Source organism: Catellatospora tritici (assembly GCF_019083965.1).
GTDB classification, from domain to species: domain Bacteria; phylum Actinomycetota; class Actinomycetes; order Mycobacteriales; family Micromonosporaceae; genus Catellatospora; species Catellatospora tritici.
In genome coordinates, this window is the sequence record NZ_JAHRCY010000005.1 from 344,758 (window position 1) to 367,121 (window position 22,364).

Genomic DNA, 22,364 nt, shown 5'->3' on the forward strand with positions numbered 1-22,364 from the left:
GCCGGGACGCTCCGGCCAGCGGCACTCAGTCCTGCGTCGCGGGCCGCGCCCGGCGCGGCCACCAGAGCACCAGCAAGTCCACGTATATCGCTCGGACCATGGCCTGGTCCCCGTCCCGGTCCCGCCCGCGCCGCGACAGGCCGCCGGGCAGGAACGGAACACCGGCGTGGCGAAGCAGCAGCAGCCCTCCGGCCATCATCACCATCCCGGTCATCCACGTACCGAACAGCAGCGCCCGGTCCGGCGTCCCGCCGGAGGCAGCACGGCAGAACAGGATCAGCGGCACCACGCCCAGGCGCGACAGGTACAGCGCCGCGACGTAGGAGGGTCTGCTCCGGATGACGGTGAGTTCCGTGGGGGTGATCGGCATGCCGACACCGTAGTGCTCGTGCACCACCCCGGTCGTTGCAGGTCAGGAAGTTTCAGGCGTGGTGGGAGGGTTCCCGGCGACATGGAAGGCGGCGACCGCGGTGGGCAGGGTCGGATAGAGGCGATCGCGGCCTATGCTATCGGCTATACCGAATGCCACCAGATCATCCATCAGGTCCTGTTTCACCCGGGCCAAGGCGAGCGTGACGCCACGGCGTTCGAGTTCCTGGCGTAGGGCGTCGAGCGCCTCCAGGGCGGTGATGTCGACTTCGACGATCGCCTCGGTGTTGAGCACGAACCAGGTGACCGGCTGCGGGCTGGTGTCCAGCGCGTGCAGAGCGCGGCGGCGGAAATCCTCGGCGTTGGCGAAGAACAGCGGCGAGTCGTACCGGTAGACCAGCAGCCCGGGGACCGTGGTGGCGTCGGGGTAGTCGTCGACGTCGTGCATCCCGGCCAGGCCCGGCACGTTGCCCTGGACGGCGTCGTGCGGCCGGGCGACCCGCGACAGCATCTCGGCCACCGACAGCGCCACGGCCGCGAGCACGCCGTACAGGATGTCGAAGGCGAGCACGCCGACGAACGCGGCCAGGGCCAGCAGGAACTCGCTGCGGCGGAACCGGGCCAGGCGGCGGAAACCGGGCAGGTCGATCAGGCGCAGGGCGGCGTACACGATGATGGCGCCCAGGGCGGCGGTCGGGAACCCGGCCAGCAGCGGCCCCGCGAACAGCAGCGTGGCCAGGATCAGGACCAGCGTGGTCAGCGAGTAGAGCTGGCTGCGGGCGCCGGCCGCGTCGGCCAGCGCGGTGCGGCTGCCGCTGCTGCTGACCGGGAAGCCGCGCAGCAGCCCGGCGCCGAGGTTCGCCGCGCCCAGGGCCAGCAGTTCGGCGTTGGCGTCGACCTCGCGGCGGTGCCGGGCGGCGAACGCGCGGGCGGTCAGCATGTTGTCGGTGTACCCGACGAGCATCACCCCGACGGCGGGCAGCAGCAGGTCCGACAGGTCCGTGACGTCAGGCCAGGCGAAACTCGGCAGGCCGGAGGCGATCGGGCCGACCACGGCGATGCCGTAGCGCTGCAGGTCGAACACTGCCGTCGCGGCGGTGGCCAGCAGCACCGCCAGCAGCGGACCGGGCACCACCCGCAGGTAGCGCTGTGCCAGGAACAGGAACGCCAGCACCGCCGCGGCGAGGGCGACGGTGGCCGGATGGATGTTCCCGAGACCGCCCAGGAAGGCACCCACCTCGCCCAGCAGCGACTGGCCGTGCACGGGTACGCCGGTCAGCCGCTCCAACTGGCCGATGATCATGATGATGGCGACACCCGCGAGGTAGCCGACCAGGATCGGCTTGGACAGCAGGTCGGCGACGAAGCCGAGCCGGATCGCCCGGCAGACCAGGCATAGCAGCCCCACCAACACGGCCAGTCCGGCGGCGAGCGCGGCGTAGCGGCTCGGGTCGCCCGCGGCCAGCGGGGCGATGACGGTGGCGGTCATCAGCGCGGTCGTCGACTCCGGACCGACCGACAGCTGGCGCGAGGAGCCGAACAGCGCGTACAGCGCCAGCGCCGGAACGGCGGCCCACAGTCCCGCTACCGGCGGCAGCCCGGCCAGGCCCGCGTATGCCATGACCTGCGGAACCAGGTAGGCCGCGACGGTCGCCCCGGCCAGCAGGTCGCCGCGCAGCCAGGTCCGGTCATACTCACGCAGGGCGGTCAGCCCCGGCAGCAACGGTGTCGATCGTGGACGGTCCATCCGACACTTCTACCGCACCCGGGGCCGTGCCGGGATCCGGCGAACCGGTCGTCCGCGCGGACGGCCCGGGTCGGCCGCGCGCCGCCGCCCATGCTCGGGCGTATGACGATCCGGCCGGTGGACGACGTCGGCATCCTCGACGGCGGCTCGACACCGTCGTCGCTCAGCCTACCGAGCTTGGGAGACCACCCATGGCGAACGTTCTCGCACCGCTGCCCGCGCTCGCCGCGCAGGCCGACCGGCTGATCGCGCTGGGGCTGCACCGGGCGGCCGGGGTGACCGAGGCGCAGGTGCGGGCGGTCGCGCAGTACGGGCCGCGGGACGCGCTGCTGTACCTGCTGCACGATGTCGACCGGGGCGACGACCTGGCCGGGTGGAGTCCTGATGAAGCCCTGCCCGCTCTCGCGCAAGCCCATTGCTCGCCGTTGACGCTGACCGAGGGCATCCACTGGGTGCTGCAGCAGCCCGAGGCCCTGGCCGCAATCTGTGCTTCATGACGATGGGTTCGCGGCTGCGCCGCCCCGGCGGCCGACTCGATGCCCGGACCCCGGCGCTGTGGCTCAGCAACGGCACCGGCCGCGATGGCGCGACGCGACGCGACGCGCCGAAGGTCGGCTGGTGCTGGGCGGGCAACCGTCACACCTGGCTCGGCTTCGCCTCCGCCCGCCACCGGTCCGCTGCCCTGGCGTGCTGATGTCCCGGACACGGCCGGACGAACCCGCGATCGGTCGGTGACGGATCGTGACCGGGATGGCGGCGCGGGCCATGGTGCGTTAGGAATGGCGCGTGGTGGACGGACCTTCGCTGGGGCGGGCGGGCCGGGGTATGGCCGTGGCGACCCTGGTGTCCCGGCTGGCCGGATTCCTTCGGATCGTGGTGCTGGCAGCGGCGTTGGGCATGGGAACCAGGCTGCTCGACAGCTACAACGTCGCGAACACGTTGCCCAACGCGGTGTATGAGCTCGTGGTCGGCGGGGCCATGGCCAGCGTGGTGGTCCCGCTGCTGGCGCGGGCGGCGCTGACCGAGCCTGACGACGGGGTCGAGTACGCGCAGCGGCTGCTGACGTTGATGGTCTACGGGTTGGCTGCGATCACCCTCGCCGCGCTGGTCGCGGCACCGTTGCTGGTCGAGCTGTACACGCCCGGTTTCACGGCCGGGCAGCGCGACCAGGCGGTCGTGTTCAGTAGGTACTTCCTACCGCAGATCCTGTTCTACGGCGTCAGCGCCACGGCCGCCGCGGTGCTCAACATCCGGGGCAGGTTCGCCGTCCCGATGTGGGCGCCGTTCGGCAACAGCGTCGTGGTGATCGCGGTCGGGTTGATCTACCTCGCCGTCGACTCCGGCGCCATGACGGACGGGCAGATGCTGCTGCTGGCGATAGGCACCACCGCCGGGGTCTTCGTCCAGATGTCGCTGGTGGTCTGGGCTCTGGCCCGCAGCGGCTTTCCGCTGCGGCCGCGCTGGGATCCGCGCGGTATCGCGATCCGTCGCATCGGCCGCCTTGGCGGCTGGGTCCTGTTGTCGGTCGTGGCCGGTCAGGCGCTGCTCGTCATGGCCACGCGGGCGGCGTCGCTGAGCGGTCCGGGCGGGATCACCGCCTATCAGAGCGCGTACGCGGTGTTCCAGGTGCCGTTCGCGGTCATCGCGGTGTCGGTGATGACCGCGATGCTGCCGCGGCTGAGCCGCAACGCCGCCCGCCTCGACCATGACCTGGTGATCGGCGACCTGTCGCGTGCCGTGCGGGTCGCCTCCGTGGCCATGGCGCCGATCGCGGTGGCGATGGTGGTCCTCGGGCAGCAGCTCGCCACGCTGCTGTTCGCTAACAGCCGTAGTGTGGCCTCGACGGTGAGCATGCTCGGCGTCGTCGTGACGGCGTTCGGGTTCGCCCTGGTCCCGTTCACCGGCTACATGATCCTGCAACGAGGGTTCTACGCGCTGCAGGACACCAGGACGCCCGCGCTGATCACCGCGAGCGTAGCCGCGATCGGGGTCACCGGATGCGCGGCCGCGATGTGGCTGCTCCCGCCCGCTGACATCGTGATCGGCATCCCCCTCGTCTACGCCCTGGCGTACACCGTCGGCCTGCTCGTCACCGCTGCCGTGCTACGCCGTCGGCTGGGCCGCATCGACGGTCGCCGGCTGCTGCGTACGCACCTGCGGGCACTCGGCGCCGCGGCCGTGGGCGCGGCCTGTGCCGTGCTCGCCGTGCGGACGCTGGCCCCGGTGGTCGCCTCGGACTGGGTCGGATCCGTCGCCGTCATCGTCGTGGCCGGACCTGCGGGCGCGGTCGGCTACTTCGTCGCCGGACGGCTCCTGCAGCTCACCGAACTGCGGCAACTGGCGACCATGACGCTGGGCGGCATCCGTCCCCACTGAGTCCGATGCCGAGGCCGCCTGCCAGGCGCAGGCGTATGGGTCAGCGGTGGAATCAGGTGCGGCCGACCGCCCGGCCCGCTGACGCCCTACGTACGACAAGACCGTAGGTGTCGGTCTACGCTTTGGCCGTGGATGGCGCGACCGAATCCCGTGATCGCCGGACATCGCCGGACGGCACCGCGACCGCCGCGACGGCGGCTACGCTGCTGGCTACCGGGCAGGCGATGCTGCCGGTGGTGCGGGAACTGCTGTCCGGTATCCCGGCGGGGTGCACCTGGCTGCTGCCGGTGCTCGACCCGCAGGGGGCGGTGGTCGACTTCGAGATCGCGGCAGTCAGTGCGCACGCTCGTGACGTGGCAGGCCGGGGTGGCGACGAACGCGTCGGTCACCGGGTCGGGGTCCTGTATCCGAGAATGGTCGGCGGCCCACTGTGGAACCTGTACCAGCGGGTGTACGCCGACGGTGCGCCCGGGAAGCTGCCCGATTTCACGTATCACGCCGACACCGACGGGGTTGCCGCGACGTCGTTGTTCGACGTGTCCGTCCACCGCGTATGCGGCGGGCTGCTGGTGTGGTGGCAGCGCCTCGACGAGCAGGAACGCCGCCGCGAACAGACCGAACTGCTCGGCAACCTCGGCTGGGGCGAGACAGATCTGACCACCGGGGCCATCACCTGGTCGCCTGGCATGTACCGCATCTTCGAACGGGACCCGGCCCTGGGGCCGATGAGCACCGCCGAGCAGACCGCGCACATCGTCGCCGACGACCAGCCGCTGCGGGAGACCGCCTGGCAGATGCTCGACAGCGGCGCGGTGTCGGACCTGACCTTCCGTATCCGCGTCGGTGACAAGATCAAACACATGCGCCTGCTCGCCGACACCGCCCGCGACACGGCCGGCAAGCCGGTGAAGCTCTACGGCGTCGTCCAGGACGTCACCGCCCGCGAGAACTCGCGCACCGATGTGGAGAAACTTCGCGCAGAACTGCGCGTGCGCGAACTGACGATGGTCGCCGAACACCGACTCGCCGGGCAGTTGCAGCAGATCATCCAGCCCCTGCCCGAAGCGCCGTTCACCCTCGCCGACCTCGACGTGTGGGTGAACTACCTGCCGGCAGAGAACAGTGTTCGCGTCGGCGGCGACTGGTACCACGCCCTGCCGCTGCCCGACGGGCGGATAATCCTGGCCATCGGTGATGTCGTCGGGCACGGTCTGGCCGCGGCGACCGCGATGGCGAACTTGCGCTACGCCCTGGTCGGGTGGAGCGCGGTCGAGGTGGGCGACCCCGGCCGACTACTGTCGCACCTCAACCAGCTGTGCCTACGCCTGGAGACCACAGCCACGGCGGCTATCGCCGTGTACCAGCCCACCGACCGGACGCTGCGGTGGGCGCGGGCCGGACACCCACTGCCCTTGCACCACCGCGCGGGCCGCACCACACCGCTGGCCCGGGTCGACGGCCTGCTCCTGGGCGCCACCGCCGCCGCCACCTACCGTGAGACCGTCTGCCAACTGCACCCGGGCGACCTGCTGCTGTTCTACACCGACGGGCTCATCGAGCGCCGCGGCCAGGACACGACCGACACGCTCGGCGACGTCGCCGAGGTGATGGCCGCCGCCGCCAAGCAGCCCGACGGACAACCGTTGGCGCACCTGACAACCCTGCTCACGCACGCCAGCCCCGACGACGACACCTGCCTGCTCGCGATCCACCTTCGACCCTGAGAATTCAGCAGGCCATCCGCAGCCGCACCAGCGTGGACGTCCCTTCAACCTCGAGGCTCACCGCGTCGCAGACCCGCTCCACGATCGCGAGGCCCCGGCCTCGGATCGCATCCGCGGCAGGCATCGCCGTCCCTCCGAAAGCCGTCGGTCGGGACCCGGGCGGCCGCTGGTCCAGCACCTCGCACACCACCGCTCCCGCTTCGGCCCACACCCGGACCAGGCCACCGCCCCCGCTGTGCTCCACGGTGTTGGAGACCAGTTCGCTGACCGCCAGCGTCAGCATCTCCACCCGCGGCGTGGCCAAGCCCGCCGCGAGCGCCCGATCACGTACGAAACGGCGCACCCCAGCCAGGTCACCGGCCACGGCGAAAGTCATCTCGCCTCGCGCCGCGACATCCGCGCTGCCAGCATCCGTCACAGTTGCTCGGCCTCTGGCACCGGCGCGGACAGGAGTTGAGCGACACCGGTCAGGTCCAGCACCGTGGCCACCATTCCCACCGCTTGCGTCACGTATATGGTGCTGCCGTTCGCGCACGCCCGATGGTAGGCCGTCACCAGGGCGTTGATGCCGGTGGAGTCCAGGAACTCGACCGCCGCCAGATCAACCTCCACCCGTCGGAAAGAGGCCACGGCGTCGACCAGGACCGCGGTCAACTCGTCGCTGGCGCTCATGTCGCACTCACCGGCGACCTTCACGGTCCGGAGGTCCGCTGAGTCCACGGTGCGGACCGAAAACAATGCCATACCGGAGCAGCACCTATCTGACGACGACGAACGAACCCGCCAACCATCATCGCACCGCTCCGTCCACGCAGAACCTGGCAGATCGGTGCAGTCCCCGTCCACCTGCCGGGCGACACGGCATCCGCCGACGACACCGAGCTACTCCGTGTACGCCTCCACGTAACGCTCCGGATCCTTGTCGCGGAACATGAGCCCCTTCCCGGCCGGGTGCTCGCGATAGAAGGCAAGCCACTGCGCGCCCAGCTCTGCCCGCAACTCGATGGACGCATGCTTCCGGAAGTCGGGCAGGCCCTCGTCCTCTTCCTCACCGAGGTGTTCGGTGTTCTCCCGGCGGGCCTCCCAGACCGCCGACCACCACTCGTCGGACCCGATGTCGTGCCGCCGGGACTCGTCGATCGCGTCCCGGATCTTGTTATGGTCACGGATCGCGTCGAGGCTCTCCGCCTCAGCGTCCTCGCCCCCGCGTCGGAGCAGATGGGGGTAGAGGATGCGCTCCTCGGCCTCGGCATGGATCTCCAGGTGCAGGGCCAGCGGTTCCCAGACGGCACGCATCTGTTCGGGGTTCCTGGCATCGTCCAGGCGTGCGAAACCGCGACGGAAAGCGGCATGATCATCGAGGATCAGCGCGGTGATGTCATCCATGCCAGCCGTCTTACCACAGAACGACCTGGTCAAACCGCCAGTACCGGCCGCGCGGCAAGGCGCCGTGCGGCCGGAGCGGCCGCAGCTACAACCGTGTGCCGTTGACCGTGAGGTCGACAGCGATGTTGCCGCGGGTGGCGTTGGAGTACGGGCATACCTGGTGCGCGATGGCCACCAGCTCCGCCGCCTGCCGCGGGTCGTCCATCGAAGGCAGGGTGACGTCGAGCGCCACGGCCAGCCGGAACGCGCCCCCGTCGGTGGGCAGCAACGACACGTGCGACGCGATGGCCACGTCGTCGGCGGGCAGCCGCTTGCGCCTGCCGACCAGCGCCACGGACGTGGCGAAACAGGCGGCGTAGCCGATGGCGAACAGCTGCTCGGGGTTGACGCCGTCGCCGTCGCCGCCGAGTTCCTTGGGCTGACGCAGGTCCACCTCCAGTGCGCCGTCGGCGGTACGACCGTGGCCGTCCGCACGCCCGCCGGTGACGATCCCATGGGCTGTGTACAGGGCTGTTGACATGAAGACCTCCGTGAGGAATGTACTCGACCGGAACCATATACTTCAAAAATAGGAAGTCAATGGATAAGCTTCTGAAGTAGTCAAGGCTCGTTCCGAAGGAGACAGTCCATGACCACTTTCGTTCTCGTACACGGCGCCTGGCATGGCGCTTCGGCCTGGGACCGCGTGACTGCGCTGCTGGCGCGCAGCGGGATGCGGTCGCTGACGCCCGAGTTACGGGCCGAACCCGGCGTCGGACTGCACGAGCACGCCCGGCAGGTCGTCGACGCCGTCGACGCCGTGGACGAGGACGTGGTCCTGGTCGGGCACAGCTATGCCGGCCTGGTCGTGCGGCAGGCCGCCGACCGGCGCCCCGATCGCGTACGCCACATCGTGCTCATCGACGGATGGGCGGGCGGCAACGGCGTCAGCCTGTTCGACCTCGCCCCCCACGGCTTCGTCCACGCGATCCGCACCGCCGCCCAGGACGGCTCGATCCCGGCACCGGCGCCCGCGGCGTTCGGCATCACCGAACCGGCCGACGCCGCTTGGCTCGCCCCACGCCTACGCGCGCACCCACTGGCGAGCTTCACCGAGCCGACCGCGCTCACCGGCGCCGTGGAGCGAGTCCCGGGAACGGCGATCTGCTGCCGACCGTCGGCCTATCCGTTCCAGCGGTTCGCCGCGGAGCTGGGCTACGACACCCGCCTTTTGGACGGACCGCACGACATCCTGCTCACCGCGCCCCAGACCGTCGCCGACCTTCTCATCGAGGTTGGCTGTCTCATCAAGAGCGCTGTGAACCTCGAGAGCGCTGTGAACTTCGAGAGCCAGAAAGGCGCACATTAGGATGTTGAAGTGGATCAGCGAAGCTACAACCAGTTCTGCGCCACCGCGCGCACCCTCGACCTCGTGGGCGAGCGCTGGACGCTGCTGCTCGTCCGCGAACTGCTGACCGGTCCCAAACGCTTTGGCGATCTGCAAAACAGCCTGCGTGGGCTGGGCACGGGCCTGCTCGCCGCCCGGCTCAAGCACCTCGAACGCGAAGGACTCGCCGAGAAGACCACCCTGCCCGCCCCGGCCCGCACCCCCGCCTACAGACTCACCGCCGCAGGCCGGGACCTGGAGCCGGTCGTCATGGCCCTCGCCGGTTGGGGACTGAAATGGGCCATGGGCCAACGGCGCGAGGACGAGACCTTCCAACCCGGTTGGGCCATGCTCGGCCTCAAGGCGTGCTTCGAGCCGCAAGCGGCCCAACGCCTGCACGCGATCTATGAGTTCCGCATCGACGACGAGGTCTTCTACACCCGCGTCGACGACGGCACGATCGAGACCGTGCAAGGCCCGGCCCAACATCCCGACGTCGTCATCAGCACCACCGGAGAGCTCTTCCGGGACATCGCCGCCGGCCGCACGAACCTCGCCCGAGCACTCGACGACCACACCGCCACAGCGACTGGCAAAGCCGAGGCGCTGCGTCGCCTGTTCGGCCTGTTCCGCGTACCACCCGCACAGGACCGCGGCGCCGCACCGGCCGCGTAGCCACGGCACAGCGCCGCACGCCGCTCTACTGTTCCGTCAGCGGTTCTTCGACCGCCCGTGACGCACGGCCCGATTCGGCCCGGCCGACGATCGCGGCCTGGATGCGGCGCTGCGTACGCAGGGCCTTCTTCGCCGCGACACTGACCCAGCCGTCGAACACCGTGCGGCCCTTGTCCTGTGCCATCAGGCGCTCCAACGTCGGCACGACCTGCTCGTCACCGGTCGAGCCGAGCGCGATGGCCGCCCAGTACCGCAGGTCCGGGTCATCGTCGTCGGCCACCGCGAGCAGCCTCGGAATGATCTCAGGCGTGAACTTCGCCAGTGCGCTGGCGAGATAGCCGATCCGGGTGAACCCCCGGTGCTCGAACGCATCCCACAGGGCCGCGAGCGCTTCCTCGCCGCCGATCGAGGCCAGCGCGTCGGCCGCGTGCTCGCGCAACCACTCGGGCTCGGACCAGAGCAACGGCACCAGGGCGGGCACCGCCGACTTGTCGCCGATCCGGCCCAGCGCCCGTACGGCTTGCTCCTGGCCCATCCAGTCACCGCGCTCCAGCAGCGCCAGCAGGCCGGGCACCGCGGCGGGCAGCCGTAGTGCGGCGCAGCCCATCGCCGCCCAGGCCTGGCAGTTGTAGCGGGTGTCGGCCAGCGCGGCGAGCAGCGGCTCGGCCAACGACGCGTCGACGAAGACGTCGGCCTGGTTCATCGCCCGGCTATAGAGCGAGCGGTGGTAGTTCGGGTAGTCGCGGGTGAGCAGCCGCAGTGCCGCCAGCGCGGATTCGTCGCCGCCCGCCCTCGCGCGGTCGAGGAGCCGGTACAGGTGCTCCTCGCGCGTGTCGAGGTCGCCGTCCTTCAGAGCGCGCTGATCTGGGTTCACCCGGTAACGGTAGTCCCCGGGTCCGTGCCGCCCGCGTTCACATGCACGCTTCCGCGCGGCACCGTTCGTCATCGCTTTCCGCCAGCGTCGACTACCGAGTGAGACGGCCACGTCACTGGATCATCGGCACCTGGTTCGAAAAACTGCAGGGACACGAGCAACGGAGGAGGACACCGATGAGCGGCCGCCGGGTCCTGATCTCCGGCGCAAGCATCGCCGGTCCCGCGCTGGCCCACTGGCTGCACGAGTATCGGATGACGGCAGTCGTCGTCGAACGCCACGACGGCATCCGCCCCGGCGGTCAAACCGTCGACCTGCGCGGAGCAGGACGCATCGTTGCCCGCCGGATGGGCATCGAGGACGCCGTCCGGGCCGCCTCCACCGGCGAGGCCGGGGTGGCTTTCGTCGACGCACGAGACCGCGTCAAGGCGGCCATCGCCGCGGAGGCGTTCGGCGGGGAGGGTTTCGTCGCCGAGCTGGAGATCCTGCGCGGCGAGCTGGCCGGGCTGCTGTACGACCGCACCCGCGAGCACACCGAGTACGTCTTCGGCGACCGCATCCTCGCCGTCGTCGACGGCGAGGACGAGGTCAGGGTGTCGTTCGCGCACGGCGCCGACCAGTCTTTCGACCTCGTCGTCGCGGCCGACGGCATTGGCTCCACGACACGCGGACTGGTATTCGGCACCGAAGCGCGGGTGGTGCCGCTCGGCCTCTACACGTCCTACCTGACCATCCCCCGTGCCGCCTCCGACGGCTCGTGGGCGCGCTGGCACAACGCGCGCGGCGGCCGGGTCGTCGCGCTGCGCCCGGACAACCTCGGCACCACCCAGGCCCTGATGTCGTTCCTGTGCCCGCCGCGCGGCTACGAGCGGCTCCCGGCCGGCGAGCAGAAGGAGCTGCTCCGCCGCGTCTTCGCCGACGTCGGCTGGGAAGCACCGCGGGTGCTGCACGAACTCGACGGCGCCGACGAGTTCTATTGTGAACTCGTCGGGCAGGTACGCGCGCCGCGTGGGGCAGGGGCCGGGTCGCCCTGCTCGGCGACGCCGGCTACTGCGCCTCGCCCATCAGCGGCATGGGCACCAGCCTGGCTCTGGTCGGAGCGTACGTGCTGGCCGGCGAGCTGGCCGCGCACACCGCGCACCGCGACGCGCTGCGGGCATACGAGCGGGTCATGCGCCCTTATGTGGCCCGAGCCCAGCACCTGCCGCCATTCACGCCGCGAATCGCCCACCCGCGCAGCCGCTTCGGGGTCCTCAACGCCCTGCTGGCCACAGCCGCGAAGCCTGCCGTGCAGCGCCTCGCCCGGCGAGTGCTGTCACCACCCGCCGACAGATTCGTCCTGCCGGACTACCGCAGCTCGTGAACGACCTGGCAGGTCAGGCGCACCAGCCTAGCCCTGATCCTGCGCTGTGTACGCGCTGCCGCCCGTGCCGGTCTGGCCCGGGGCCTCGGACGCGCATCGCACAGACGAAGTTCGCAGGCTGGTGACCTCCCTGCGGGCAGGCATGGGTGATCGGCATGGCCCTGGGAGTGTCGTCGCACGCTCTGGCAGTCTGGCGGTCATGGAATCGACCATCCGGCACTTCTCGCAGGCCGATCAAGTCGGGGCACGCCAAGGCGACGTGCCGGGGCTGTCGCACGGTGTCGACGACTCGATCACCGACCTTGGCGCGGTCGAGGTCAACGACGTGGTGCTGGGCGCCTACTTCCACGGCACGGATAAGACCTACCCGGTCGACGCGACGGCCGCCCGTCTGCTGACCCACGTCTTCTACGCGTTCGCCACGATCGAGCACGGGCATCCGACACTACCGCCGCAGGCGCCCGAGCACCTGGCGACCCTGGCCGCGCTCAAGCGGGCCAACCCCCGTCTGCGCACCGTGCTCTCGATCGGCGGCTGGGGCGCCGACGGGTTCTCCGACGCGGCGCTCACGCCCGGATCGCGGGCCGCGTTCGTCGAGCGATGCCTGGACCTGGCTGTTGGCTTCGATGGCTTGGACCTGGACTGGGAGTTCCCTGTCTCGGGTGGCCCGAGCGAGCTGGTCCATCGGCCTGAGGACCGGGCCAACGCCACCCTGCTGGCACGGGAACTGCGCCACGGGCTCGGACCTGACCGGCTGCTGACCGCCGCCCTCCCGGCAGGCCGGATGCAGACAGCGGGCCCGTACGACCCGGCGGACAGTTATGATCTTGCCGCGCTCGTCGAGGTGCTGGACTTCGTCAACCTCATGACCTACGACTTCGGCACCGGCTTCTCGCCGGTCGCCACGTTCAACGCACCGCTGACCGAAGTGGCGCAGGACCCGCTCGCACCCGAACTGCGGCGGTGGAACAACGTCACCGGTGCCGTGGGGTATTACGAGAACCACGGTGTTGCGCGAGAGAAGCTGGTGCTCGGCGTGCCCTTCTATGGCCGCGGTTTCCGCGTCGCCTCCCCCGGTGAGCAGGCCGGGCTGTACCAACCCCAGGTCGGCACCGTTCACGTCGGCGACTGGCGTGATATCCGGCGTGACCTGCTGCCCGATGCAGCCTGGCAGACCCACCGTCATCCGGTGGCCCACTCGCCGTGGCTCTACCACCCCGGGACCCGGACTTTCGTGAGCTACGAAGACGCCGACTCCATCCAGGAGCGGGCCGCCTACGCGGCACGTCACGGCCTGCGGGGCGCGTTCACCTGGCATCTGGCCGGCGACGACGACGAGCACACGCTGCTCGCCGCGATGACCCGCCCGTTCCGCCCCGAAGCCTCGGGCCGCCGGTAGACCAGCAATTGGCGAAAGGATCGCCCCGTGAACCGGCCTTCCGGTACCGCGACCTGGCGGAAGCTGTCGATCATCGGTGGACTGCTTCTCCTGTTTGCGCTGGGCTCATACCTATACCTGCACGGTGTGATCTCGGATCGCATTGACAACGGAGTACGGGTCACGGGCACCGTGGTGGACCGCAACGACTTCCGTGCGAGCAGGTCGACGCGAGAGTCCCGGCTGACCATTCGATACCCGGTGGGTGACCACACGATCGAAGTGAAGGCCATGGCACTCGCGTTCGGTGCGCCAGAAGTCGCGAAGGGCGATGAAGTCGTCGTGTTCTACGATCGGAATTCCCCCGAGCGCATGGCCACATCGAGCGGCTACGCCAGTGAGGACTTTGCGATGGTCCTGCCGAGGATCGTGGGAGTCGTCGGGCTCTGCGTCGCCATGGTGGCACTGGTCGGATACCTGATGGCAAGTCGTTGACCTGCTGAGGCTCGCACCACTGGACCCGGCTGGCCGGCGACCCGCAACGGTGACCGGATCAACACTTGGTCACGCCGGACGGGGACGACACACATCGATACGCCTCACGCAGGGCCGCAACCGTTTCACAGTCGAGTCACAGCCGCTTCCTGATGTCCTGTCTGACGCCCCACAGACGAGACTCGGGAGGAGAACATGAGGCTACCCAGCCCCACCGGAGCTACGAGGCACCGGGTGCTGAGTGCGGTCACATTGACGGCCGTGCTCCTGGTATCCACGGCGGCCACGCGGGCCAGCGCGGCGAGCGATGCGCACCCCACCTCGGCGGCCCAGCAGGTTTGGCAGACGAAGATCTCACAGCTCGCCAAGCCGGCACGAGGCTGCTTCAAGGCCACCTATCCGGACGTCGAATGGCACGAGTCGGCGTGTGCGACGCCGTCGATGGCGCCGATGACCCCCCGCCCGGCAGTTCCGATGAACCCCCGCACCGGGCCTCGGCCCATGGTGGTGGGCAACGGCGATGACATCTCGGCCAAGGCCCCCAGCGGATTCATCTTCAACGCGATCGGCTCGTTCGACAACGTGTCGGGTGTTACCAGCGTTAGTAGTCCCCCCAACGGGATGGGTGCGCCGGTGGCGAACGCGTACTCGCTGCAACTGAACACCGACTTCTTCGTCAGCACCGCCTGTAACCTCTCGCCCGACCCGAACTGCCGGGGTTGGGAGCAGTTCATCTTCGCCAACGACGGCACATCCGGACTGTCGTTCATCCAGTACTGGCTGATCTTCTACAGCGCCCCGTGCCCCGGCGGGTGGTTCACCTACGGGATCCACTGCTACCGCAACAGCCCCACCGGCGCGGTGGTACCCAACCAGCCGATCACGAACCTGGCCAACCTCCGGGTGTCCGGTACGGCGAACCCGGGTAGCGACAGCGTCACCACGTTCGTCGGTCTCAGCGCCTACACGACGCCCGGCGGCAACTACGTCAACGCGGCCGCCGGCTGGAAGATCGCCGAGTTCAACGTGTTCGGCGATGGCGGCGGGTACTCGGCCAACTTCAACCCGGGCGCCTCGCTGACCGTCCGGACCAGAATCAACTACGGCGGCACGGCCGCACCCATCTGCGTGGCCCAGGGCTTCACCGGTGAGACCAACAACCTCAGCTTCGGGTCTCCCCCGCCGCCCGCCTCACCGCCGGGCCCCGCCATCCTGGTAACGGAGAACACGACCAACTCGTCGACGGCGAACTGCGCGTTCGCCACCGCCGTGGGCGACACCCATGAGCACACCTTCTCCGGGCTGGCCTACGACTTCCAGGCCAGCGGGGACTTCGTCGAGGCGCGTACAGGCACGGGCTTCGAGGTGGAGGCGCGGAAGGTGTCCGGCGCGCCGAACTGGCCGAACGCATCGGTCAACTCGTGCGTCGCCACGCGGACGGGCAGCACCAGCGTAGTGGTGGCACTGGGCCCGAAGCTCTACGTGGACGGGCGTCTTACCACCCTCACCTCAGGCCAGCTCGCGCTGCCGACCGGGGTCGTCATCAACCGCAGCGGCAATACCTACACCGTTGTCAACGGGGCCGGCGACAGTATGAAGGCCGCGGTGAACCCCAATTACATCGACCTGTCGGTGGGCCTTGGCACCTGGCCGACGACGGTACGCGGCCTGCTCGGCAACCCCAACAACGACGTCACGAAGCTCGAGGCGGCCGACGGCACCGTGTTCAACGTTCCGCTCTCGTTCAACGACCTGTACAACGTCTACGGTCAGAGCTGGCGGGTGCCGCCGACCGCCACTCTGCTCGCCCCCTGCAGTGGCCAGATCCAGACCGGCAACCCGAGCAAGCCGTTCTTCGTGAACGACCTGCCGCCGGACCTCCGCGAACAGGCCCAGGCCGTCTGTGTCCGGGCCGAGATCCACCAGGCGTTGCTCAACAACTGCACCCTGGACGTCGCGGTGCTCGGCGAGAAGGCCGCGCAGGTTTACGTCGGCGCGATTCCGCCGACACTCGATGGCAACCCCCGTCAGTAGCACCTGACCAGTACCGCCGCCCGGCCGGGTTTCCCGGTCGGGCGGCGGCGCGAACACCCGTGCGGCCGAACTAGAACGTGCGGATGGCGATCTCGGCCGGTGCGGTGAGGCCGCGCACGATCTCATCGTCGAGTTTGACGAGGGTGAGCGAGGCACCGGCCATGTCCAGGGAGGTGCAGTACTCCCCGACGTAGTTGCGCCGTACGTGTATGCCCCGGGCCTCCAGCTGCTCGTGCGCGCGCCCATAGATCAGGTACAGCTCACCGATCGGTGTCCCGCCCAGGCCGTTGATCATCAGGGCGACGTCGTCGCCGCGCTCGTACGGCAGGTCCGACACGACGGCTTCCAGCAGCTCGTCGATGATGGTGTTGGCGTCGGCGAGCTTCTCGCGGCGCCGTCCGGGCTCGCCGTGGATCCCGACGCCGATCTCCATCTCGTCGGCACCGAGTTCGAACAGGGGCGTGCCTTTGGCCGGTGGCGTGCAGGACGTCAGCGCCATGCCCATGGTCCGGGTGACGGAGTTGACCTTGTTGCCGAGACGCATCAGCTCGTCGATGTCGGCACCGGCCTCCGCGGCCGCGCCGACGACCTTGATGACGAAGAAGTTCCCGGCGACGCCGCGCCGGCCGATCGTGTAGGTGGAGTCGGCGACCGCGACGTCGTCGTCGACCATCAGGGTCTGGATCCGCAGGCCTTCGGCTTCGGCCAGCTCTTTGCCCATGTCGAAGGCCAACCGGTCGCCGGTGTAGTTGTTGACGATGTGCAGCACGCCCTTCGGCGAGGCGAGCAGTTTGCTGGTCTCCAGTACGTAATCCATGGGCGGGGCGGCGAACACGTCGCCGGGGCACGCGGCGTCGAGCATGCCCTTGCCGACGATCATCACGTGCGCGGGTTCGTGCCCCGAGCCGGAGCCCTGCATGACCGAGACCTTGTCCGGACGTGGGGCGTCGACCCGCATGATGAGGTTGTACTCGGGCACGTAGCGCAGGGTGTCCGGGTTGGCCAGGGCAACGCCTTTGAGCATCTCGGGCACGAACTGGCGGGGGTCGTTGACGAACTTCTTCATGGCAGGACTCCCCTTCAGAATGTGGCGGGCCAGGTGTCGGCGAGCGCTTCGAAGATGACGGCGACCGCGACGGCACCCGGGTCGACGCTGCCGATGCTGCGCTCGCCGGTATAGCTCGCCCGGCCGCGACGGGCCTGAAGTTCGGCCGTCTGGTCGGCGCAGGCCCGAGCCACGGTCGCCGCGGCTCGCAGTGTGGTCGCGGCGTCGCCGCCTTGGCCGAGCCGGCGGGCCAGCTCGTCGGTGGCGGGTACGAGCGCGTCGAGCAGTGTCTTGTCGCCGAGGGCGGCGTTGCCGCGGGTCTGGATGCCTTCGATCGCGGCACGCAGCATGGCGACGGCGTCTTCGCCGGTGAGTTCGGTCTTGCCGGTCGCGGCAGTGGCGGCACGCAGGAACGCGGTGCCCCACAGCGGGCCGGAGGTCCCGCCGATGCGGCTGGTGATGACAACGGCGACCTTGCGCAGGAAGGTGGCGGCATCGGTACGGTCGAAGGTGTCCCAGTCGGCGATGACGGTTTCGAAGCCTCGGGCCAGGGAGTAGCCGAAGTCGCCATCACCGACGACGGCGTCGAGATCACCGAAGTACTTCTCGTTGGCGACGGCGGTCTGGGCGATGGTGCGCACCGTGAATTCGACCGGCGGCAGCGGGTTGTCGGTCATCTCGGGTCCCTTTCGCCCAGGACTGCCGCGAGGTCGGACAGCGTCACGTACGCCCCGGGCAATGCCGGGCCGTTGTTGGCCAAGACCGTGACGGGGTCGGTGTCGGGTTCGCCGAGGGAGTCGACCACGAACGCGGCGCCGGTGAAGTCCTCGTCGGCGGTGTAGCCGTTGACCGTGACGACACAGGCGATGCCCGCCGCCAGGGCCGCGGCCAGGCCGTTGTGGGAGTCCTCGATGACGACGGCCTCGTTCGGCGCGAGCCCGAGCCGGTCCAGGGTGAGCTGGTAGATGTCGGGGGCGGGTTTCTTGCGGGACACGACGTCACCGGCAAGGACCGTGAAGTCGCGGGCCCGGTCCGGGCCGACGGCGTGCTCCAGCACCGCCCGCACGGAGGCCTCAGCCGACGTGGAGGCGACTGCCAGCAGCCACCCCGCCGCGTGTGCCTCCTCGACGATCCGGGCGATACCGGGGCGGGCCGGCAGGTCGCCGGCGCCGACCATGGCGGTGTAGATCTCGGTCTTGCGGCGGTGCCACGCGGCGACGGCCTCGGCCTGACCGGCCGGATCCTGCGGCAGGCCGGCGGCGGCCACGAACTCCGGGGTCAGCAGGCTGCTCATGCGCTCCTTGCCGCCGCCGATGGCGAGCTTGCGGCCGTACTCCTGCTCGTCCCAGCGCACGGGGAGGCCGAACTCGGCGAACGTCTGGTTGAACGCGGGCAGGTGCCCGTGGCGTTCGGTGTCGGCCAGGACGCCGTCGCAGTCGAAGATCAGCGCGGTCACCATGCGCGCCCAGCGCTGTCGAAGCGGTCGATGTACCCGGCGGCCATCGCGGTCACCTCCGCCCCGACGTGTTTGAACAGCGATGGCGGATCCCATTTGTTCTGCTGCTCAGCCTGGCGCAGGAACTCCAGGTTCGAGGTCATGTAGGTGACCTTCAGCGCGGTGGACACGTTGACCTTGGCGCAGCCCCGGGCGATCAGTTCGCTGAACTGGGCATCGGTCAGACCGGTGCCGCCATGCAGGGCGATCGGCACGCCGGTCGCCGCCACGATGTCGCTGACCCGCTGCCCGTCCAGGTGCGGCGTGGCCGAGTAGACGCCGTGAGCGTTGCCGATCGACGGGGCGAACACATCGACGCCGGACGTCTCGACGAACCGCACCGAGGTCTCCAGCGACTGCCGCCGGGACTCCTCGTCGCTGCCGACATCGTCCTCGACGCCTTTGATCGCTTCGATCTCGCCCTCCACGTGGGCGCCGTACGCGCGGGCCTCGGCGACCACCTCGATGGTCTGGCGCAGGTTCTCCTCGACCGGCAGAGTCGAGGCGTCGAACAGCACCGAGTTCCAGCCCTTGGCCAGGCATTCGGTGATCACCGCGCGGTCGGGGCAGTGGTCGAGGTGGAGGCTGACCGGCACCTCGATGCCGGCCGTCATCGCGCGCCACATCGCGATGAGGACGTCCGAACCGATCGATCGCACGGTCTTCACCGAGGTCTGGACGATGATCGGCGAGCGCCGCTGCACCGCGGCGGCAAGCACGCTCTCCAGGGTCAGGTCATTGACGATGTTGATCGCGGCGACGCCGTATCGCTCACGCATCGCCCGGTCGACGATCTCCTTGAGCGACAGCACACCCATACCACGAACGTTACTGACGGTAATCCCCATGCGCTGGGAGGTGCCGAGATTTGGCCCAAATCAGGCGCATATGGGGCGACCGACGGCACGGACGGCCCCCTGCGCTCTCGCGCTGATTCACGGACGGGTCCGACGTAAGTCACGTAGCCTTGTGCGCAGATCGAAGGCCGCGTCCGCGGCGCGGGCAACGGGTTCGTGCTGGCCTGCGACATGCGCTTCGCGGCGCGGGAGTCGGCCCTGTTCTGCCAGCTTGAGCAGGCATTCGCCACGGTGCCCGGCGCAGGCGGCATCCAGCATCTGACGCGTCTGATCGGTCGCGCTCGGACGTTGGAGGTCATCCTCAGCGCCGACGACTACGACGCCGAGCAGGCGGAACGACACGGCTGGATCAACCGGGCACTGCCCGCCGCCGAACTGGGCCAATTCGTCAGGTCGCTCGCACATCGGATCGCCGGGTTCCCGTCCGCCGCCCACACCATGCTCAAGGAGCGCGTCAACGCGAACACACTCGCCCTTGCCGACGAGTTCCGCCGCGACTCCGACCTGTTCGCCCATGGGCTGAGCAGTCCTGAGGGTTCGGCCCGCACCAAGGCCGCGTTCGAACGCGCATTCCAGACGCGGGACGCCGAGATGGACCTGCCTCGCCTGCTCGGCGACCTTGGCCGCCACCCCGACCAGCACTGACCGCCTCCCCGCGAACCTGCGCGGTCCCAACTCGAACCTGATGTCGAGAGACCTGTCGCCGCGACGCGAACACAGCACCGGGTTGGTGCCCGGTCCGACCGGCCTATGATCGGGAAGGTGGGGCAAGTCGCTTTCTTCCGGTTCAGCGGCGAGGGGCCGCCATGAGGCGACGGCAACTGCTACGCCTGCTGGCCGCGAGCGCACTGGCGCCGGTACTGCTGACAGGCTGTGGCGACGGTGCCGTACCAAGCCCGTCGGTATCCGGCGCCGAAGACCTGTCCGGTCAGCTCAAAGGCTCCGGAGCGAGCCTCCCGGACGCGTACTACCACCGCATGATCGGCGATTTCGAGCGCATCGCGCCTGGCGCCACCATCAGTTACCAGGCGGTCGGTTCGGCCACCGGCAAGACCGAATTCGCCCGGTACCTGACCGACTTCGCGGGAACCGACAGCGCCGTGACGCCCGCTGACTCCATCACGCCAGGCAGTTTCGTGTACGTCCCCACGGTTGCCGCGCCGATCACGATCGCGTACAACCTCACCGGCGTGCCCGACCTGCGACTGCGTCCGGGCACCCTGGCCGCGATCTTCCAGCGTGACATCACGAACTGGAACGACCCGGCGATCGCCGCCGACAATCCCGCAGCAGCCCTACCGGGCCAGGCCATCACAGTCGTCCACCGCGCCGACGGCTCCGGAACCACCGACGACGTCACCCGATACCTCGTCGCTGCCGCACCCTCGTGGCGGCTGGGCAGCGGCCAAACCATCGACTGGCCCACCGACACACTGGCAGGCGAACGCAACACCGGCGTCGCACAACTCATCCGCCAACATCCCGGAGCGATCGGCTACGTCGATCTACGCGACGCGGCCGAAGCGGGCCTGGCCACGGCAGCGTTGCGCAACCGAGACGGCCGGTTCGTCGGACCGACGCTCGAGGCCGCGACGGCGGCGCTGGCCGCCGCGCAGGTTCACGCCGACCTGACCTACGACACCCTCGACGCCCCCGGTGCGGGCGCGTATCCGCTCACCGCGCCGACGTACCTGCTGGTCCGCACGGGATACGGCGACTTCGCCAAAGCCCGGCTCGTCAAGGGGTTCCTCACCTACCTCCTCAACGAGGGCCAGGGCAGCGCCGACGATGTGGGCTTCGCGCCGCTACCGGAGGTGGTGCGCCTGCAGGCTCTGGCGCAGCTGGACAGGATCCGGGGTTGAACAGCGGCGACGAGCGCCGATACGCGCATTGACATCACTCGCGGCCTGGCTAGGCTCGTCCTTCAGAGAGCGCTCTCAGCACAACCCGCTCCCGCCCGCGCGCAGCGGCGGGAAGACCCTCCCCGAAAGAGGACACCGTGCTTCGGCTGATCCGTCCCACCATCGTGGCCGCCATCATGGCGGCATCCCTGCCGAGAACTCGGTGACCGTCACCGTCACCGACGGCAAGCTGACCATCGGCAACGGTGCGGGCGCCACCAACAACAAGATCAGCTACATCGACATCATCGGACTGTGACCACACAGGTGGGGCCGGCCGGATTGACCGGCCCCACCGGAGCCCGCGACGGCAGGTCGGCGGGTGCCTCGATCGGCGTCGATGACGCGTTGGGTGACCAGGTCGGGGTGCTGACCATGACGCAGTGTGATGCGGCGACCGAGACGGGCTTGCGAGCATCGGCACGCTGCTACGCGCATTCGGCCGTGGCTCGCCGCGCTGGCGGCGGGATCCAGGGCGAGAGTAGGTGGATGGCCAGGTGCGTGACGTGCGGCCACGAGGTAGTCTCCGCGAGTGTTTTTCGGCGCCAGGAACAAGGTCGACAAGTACTGCGATCAGCTCGAGGCGGCCGAGGACCCGGCGGCCTTCGAGCAGGCCGCCCTGGGCCTGTGGACTGCCGCGCAGAAGGCCGCGCCGCGCGACCTCACCGCCGCGCTCGAACGGTGCGCGTGGCTGTTGAGCGGGTTGAGCGTGGGCTCGGGCGGCCGATTCTCGATCCTGTGCGGGGCTTTGGTCGAGCTCGGGGCACAGCCCGATGCGCTGGTCGGTCCGGTCGCCGATGGCCTGCTTCGCTCGCTTGAGCAGGCTCGACGGTTCCGCGACGCCTGGAGCGGGGCCGGCGCCGGGCAGAAGCTTCCGGATCCGGAAGCCGCGGACGACCACCTGCAGGGCGCGGTCGCGCGACTGGTGCCGCTGCTGGGCGGGGAGGCGGCGTACCGGGCTGCGGAAGGGTGGTTCAGCGTCACGAACTGGGCCAGACCGGCGACCACACTGCTGCGGAAGTCGCCCGAGTTGTGGGTGCCGTATCCGCGCCGGGCGGAGATCGTCGGCGCGGTCGTCGCCCTGGTCGCGGATGTTCCCGATCTCGATGGTGTGCTCGAACTGCTCAGCGGCCCCGACAAGGCATGAGGGGCACTAAGCTTCGTCCATCGCGTCGAAACCCAGGGCAGGCGGGCCCCTACCCACCGCGACCGTGACAGAGCCGCCAGCGACGGCCGCCGTCATCTGTTCGGAGCCCGGCTGCGGATCGACCGGCGCATC

General features: G+C 69.6%; 22 protein-coding genes and 1 pseudogene. 12 read left to right on the forward strand and 11 right to left on the reverse strand.

Features of this window, described 5'->3' with window-relative positions:
• Positions 1-25: 25 nt before the first annotated feature.
• Both KUA19_RS13900 and KUA19_RS13905 read right to left on the reverse strand, forming a co-directional pair.
• On the reverse strand, positions 26-370 hold the full coding sequence (locus KUA19_RS13900) for a hypothetical protein (protein WP_217396419.1): 345 nt from the start codon (positions 368-370) through the stop codon (positions 26-28).
• A 42-nt stretch (positions 371-412) separates the two neighbouring features.
• A complete protein-coding gene (locus tag KUA19_RS13905) occupies positions 413-2,116 on the reverse strand; it encodes a SulP family inorganic anion transporter (RefSeq protein WP_217396420.1) in 1,704 nt (567 codons plus the stop codon).
• Between the two features lie 191 nt (positions 2,117-2,307).
• Here KUA19_RS13905 and KUA19_RS42760 point away from each other — a divergent pair.
• The 3 genes and pseudogenes from KUA19_RS42760 to KUA19_RS13925 all read left to right on the forward strand — a co-directional run bounded on the left by KUA19_RS42760 (position 2,308) and on the right by KUA19_RS13925 (position 6,216).
• A pseudogene (locus KUA19_RS42760) lies at positions 2,308-2,810 on the forward strand (DUF5701 family protein).
• Between the two features lie 131 nt (positions 2,811-2,941).
• Positions 2,942-4,492, forward strand: coding sequence for a murein biosynthesis integral membrane protein MurJ (murJ, locus tag KUA19_RS13920; RefSeq protein ID WP_217396611.1), 1,551 nt, complete (start codon positions 2,942-2,944; stop codon positions 4,490-4,492).
• A gap of 128 nt (positions 4,493-4,620) precedes the next feature.
• Positions 4,621-6,216, forward strand: coding sequence for a PP2C family protein-serine/threonine phosphatase (locus KUA19_RS13925; protein WP_308167443.1), 1,596 nt, complete (start codon positions 4,621-4,623; stop codon positions 6,214-6,216).
• Positions 6,217-6,220: 4 nt separating this feature from the next.
• Here KUA19_RS13925 and KUA19_RS13930 read toward each other — a convergent pair whose 3' ends face one another.
• The 4 genes from KUA19_RS13930 to KUA19_RS13945 all read right to left on the reverse strand — a co-directional run bounded on the left by KUA19_RS13930 (position 6,221) and on the right by KUA19_RS13945 (position 8,122).
• On the reverse strand, positions 6,221-6,592 hold the full coding sequence (locus KUA19_RS13930; protein WP_217396423.1) for an ATP-binding protein: 372 nt from the start codon (positions 6,590-6,592) through the stop codon (positions 6,221-6,223).
• A gap of 38 nt (positions 6,593-6,630) precedes the next feature.
• Complete coding sequence (locus KUA19_RS13935) at positions 6,631-6,960, reverse strand: STAS domain-containing protein (protein ID WP_217396424.1); 330 nt, start codon at positions 6,958-6,960, stop codon at positions 6,631-6,633.
• A gap of 138 nt (positions 6,961-7,098) precedes the next feature.
• The gene (locus KUA19_RS13940) at positions 7,099-7,602 is read right to left on the reverse strand and encodes a hemerythrin domain-containing protein (protein WP_217396425.1); all 504 of its coding nucleotides are present in this window, start codon (positions 7,600-7,602) and stop codon (positions 7,099-7,101) included.
• Between the two features lie 85 nt (positions 7,603-7,687).
• The gene (locus KUA19_RS13945; RefSeq protein WP_217396426.1) at positions 7,688-8,122 is read right to left on the reverse strand and encodes an organic hydroperoxide resistance protein; all 435 of its coding nucleotides are present in this window, start codon (positions 8,120-8,122) and stop codon (positions 7,688-7,690) included.
• A 108-nt stretch (positions 8,123-8,230) separates the two neighbouring features.
• On the opposite strand from KUA19_RS13945, the gene KUA19_RS13950 reads away from it, so the two are divergent.
• The gene (locus KUA19_RS13950) at positions 8,231-8,950 is read left to right on the forward strand and encodes an alpha/beta fold hydrolase (RefSeq protein ID WP_217396427.1); all 720 of its coding nucleotides are present in this window, start codon (positions 8,231-8,233) and stop codon (positions 8,948-8,950) included.
• A 9-nt stretch (positions 8,951-8,959) separates the two neighbouring features.
• A complete protein-coding gene (locus KUA19_RS44540) occupies positions 8,960-9,643 on the forward strand; it encodes a winged helix-turn-helix transcriptional regulator (RefSeq protein ID WP_217396428.1) in 684 nt (227 codons plus the stop codon).
• A 25-nt stretch (positions 9,644-9,668) separates the two neighbouring features.
• Here KUA19_RS44540 and KUA19_RS42765 read toward each other — a convergent pair whose 3' ends face one another.
• Positions 9,669-10,517 carry a HEAT repeat domain-containing protein gene (locus KUA19_RS42765; RefSeq protein WP_217396429.1) on the reverse strand — a complete coding sequence of 283 codons (849 nt, stop codon included), beginning with the start codon at positions 10,515-10,517 and terminating at the stop codon, positions 9,669-9,671.
• Positions 10,518-10,693: 176 nt separating this feature from the next.
• Here KUA19_RS42765 and KUA19_RS45225 point away from each other — a divergent pair, with 176 nt between their 5' ends.
• The 4 genes from KUA19_RS45225 to KUA19_RS13980 all read left to right on the forward strand — a co-directional run bounded on the left by KUA19_RS45225 (position 10,694) and on the right by KUA19_RS13980 (position 15,787).
• Positions 10,694-11,911, forward strand: a complete 1,218-nt coding sequence (locus KUA19_RS45225; RefSeq protein WP_217396430.1) for an FAD-dependent monooxygenase — start codon at positions 10,694-10,696, stop codon at positions 11,909-11,911.
• Positions 11,912-12,079: 168 nt separating this feature from the next.
• A complete protein-coding gene (locus tag KUA19_RS13970; protein WP_217396431.1) occupies positions 12,080-13,279 on the forward strand; it encodes a glycoside hydrolase family 18 protein in 1,200 nt (399 codons plus the stop codon).
• A gap of 27 nt (positions 13,280-13,306) precedes the next feature.
• Complete coding sequence (locus KUA19_RS13975; protein WP_217396432.1) at positions 13,307-13,753, forward strand: DUF3592 domain-containing protein; 447 nt, start codon at positions 13,307-13,309, stop codon at positions 13,751-13,753.
• Between the two features lie 261 nt (positions 13,754-14,014).
• Positions 14,015-15,787: a hypothetical protein gene (locus KUA19_RS13980; protein ID WP_217396433.1), complete on the forward strand. Its 1,773-nt coding sequence runs from the start codon at positions 14,015-14,017 to the stop codon at positions 15,785-15,787.
• A 70-nt stretch (positions 15,788-15,857) separates the two neighbouring features.
• Here KUA19_RS13980 and dhaK read toward each other — a convergent pair whose 3' ends face one another.
• From dhaK to KUA19_RS14000, 4 genes are read right to left on the reverse strand one after another with little or no spacing between them, the layout of a single operon-like run.
• The gene (gene dhaK, locus KUA19_RS13985; protein WP_217396434.1) at positions 15,858-16,853 is read right to left on the reverse strand and encodes a dihydroxyacetone kinase subunit DhaK; all 996 of its coding nucleotides are present in this window, start codon (positions 16,851-16,853) and stop codon (positions 15,858-15,860) included.
• A gap of 14 nt (positions 16,854-16,867) precedes the next feature.
• The gene (gene dhaL, locus KUA19_RS13990) at positions 16,868-17,509 is read right to left on the reverse strand and encodes a dihydroxyacetone kinase subunit DhaL (RefSeq protein WP_217396435.1); all 642 of its coding nucleotides are present in this window, start codon (positions 17,507-17,509) and stop codon (positions 16,868-16,870) included.
• Positions 17,506-18,291 (reverse strand): HAD-IA family hydrolase, encoded by a 786-nt coding sequence (locus tag KUA19_RS13995; protein ID WP_217396436.1) that lies wholly within the window; start codon positions 18,289-18,291, stop codon positions 17,506-17,508. Before KUA19_RS13995 ends, dhaL begins: the two co-directional genes overlap by 4 nt.
• Entirely contained in the window at positions 18,285-19,145 is an 861-nt protein-coding gene (locus KUA19_RS14000) for a class II fructose-bisphosphate aldolase (RefSeq protein ID WP_217396437.1), read from the reverse strand. The genes KUA19_RS13995 and KUA19_RS14000 overlap by 7 nt, the downstream gene beginning before the upstream one ends.
• Positions 19,146-19,304: 159 nt before the next feature.
• On the opposite strand from KUA19_RS14000, the gene KUA19_RS14005 reads away from it, so the two are divergent.
• The 3 genes from KUA19_RS14005 (at position 19,305) to KUA19_RS14015 (ending at position 22,232) form a co-directional block, all read left to right on the forward strand.
• Positions 19,305-19,829, forward strand: a complete 525-nt coding sequence (locus KUA19_RS14005) for an enoyl-CoA hydratase/isomerase family protein (RefSeq protein ID WP_217396613.1) — start codon at positions 19,305-19,307, stop codon at positions 19,827-19,829.
• A 161-nt stretch (positions 19,830-19,990) separates the two neighbouring features.
• Positions 19,991-21,046, forward strand: a complete 1,056-nt coding sequence (gene pstS / locus KUA19_RS14010; protein WP_217396438.1) for a phosphate ABC transporter substrate-binding protein PstS — start codon at positions 19,991-19,993, stop codon at positions 21,044-21,046.
• 571 nt (positions 21,047-21,617) lie between these two features.
• Positions 21,618-22,232, forward strand: a complete 615-nt coding sequence (locus KUA19_RS14015) for a hypothetical protein (RefSeq protein ID WP_217396439.1) — start codon at positions 21,618-21,620, stop codon at positions 22,230-22,232.
• Positions 22,233-22,364: the final 132 nt, after the last annotated feature.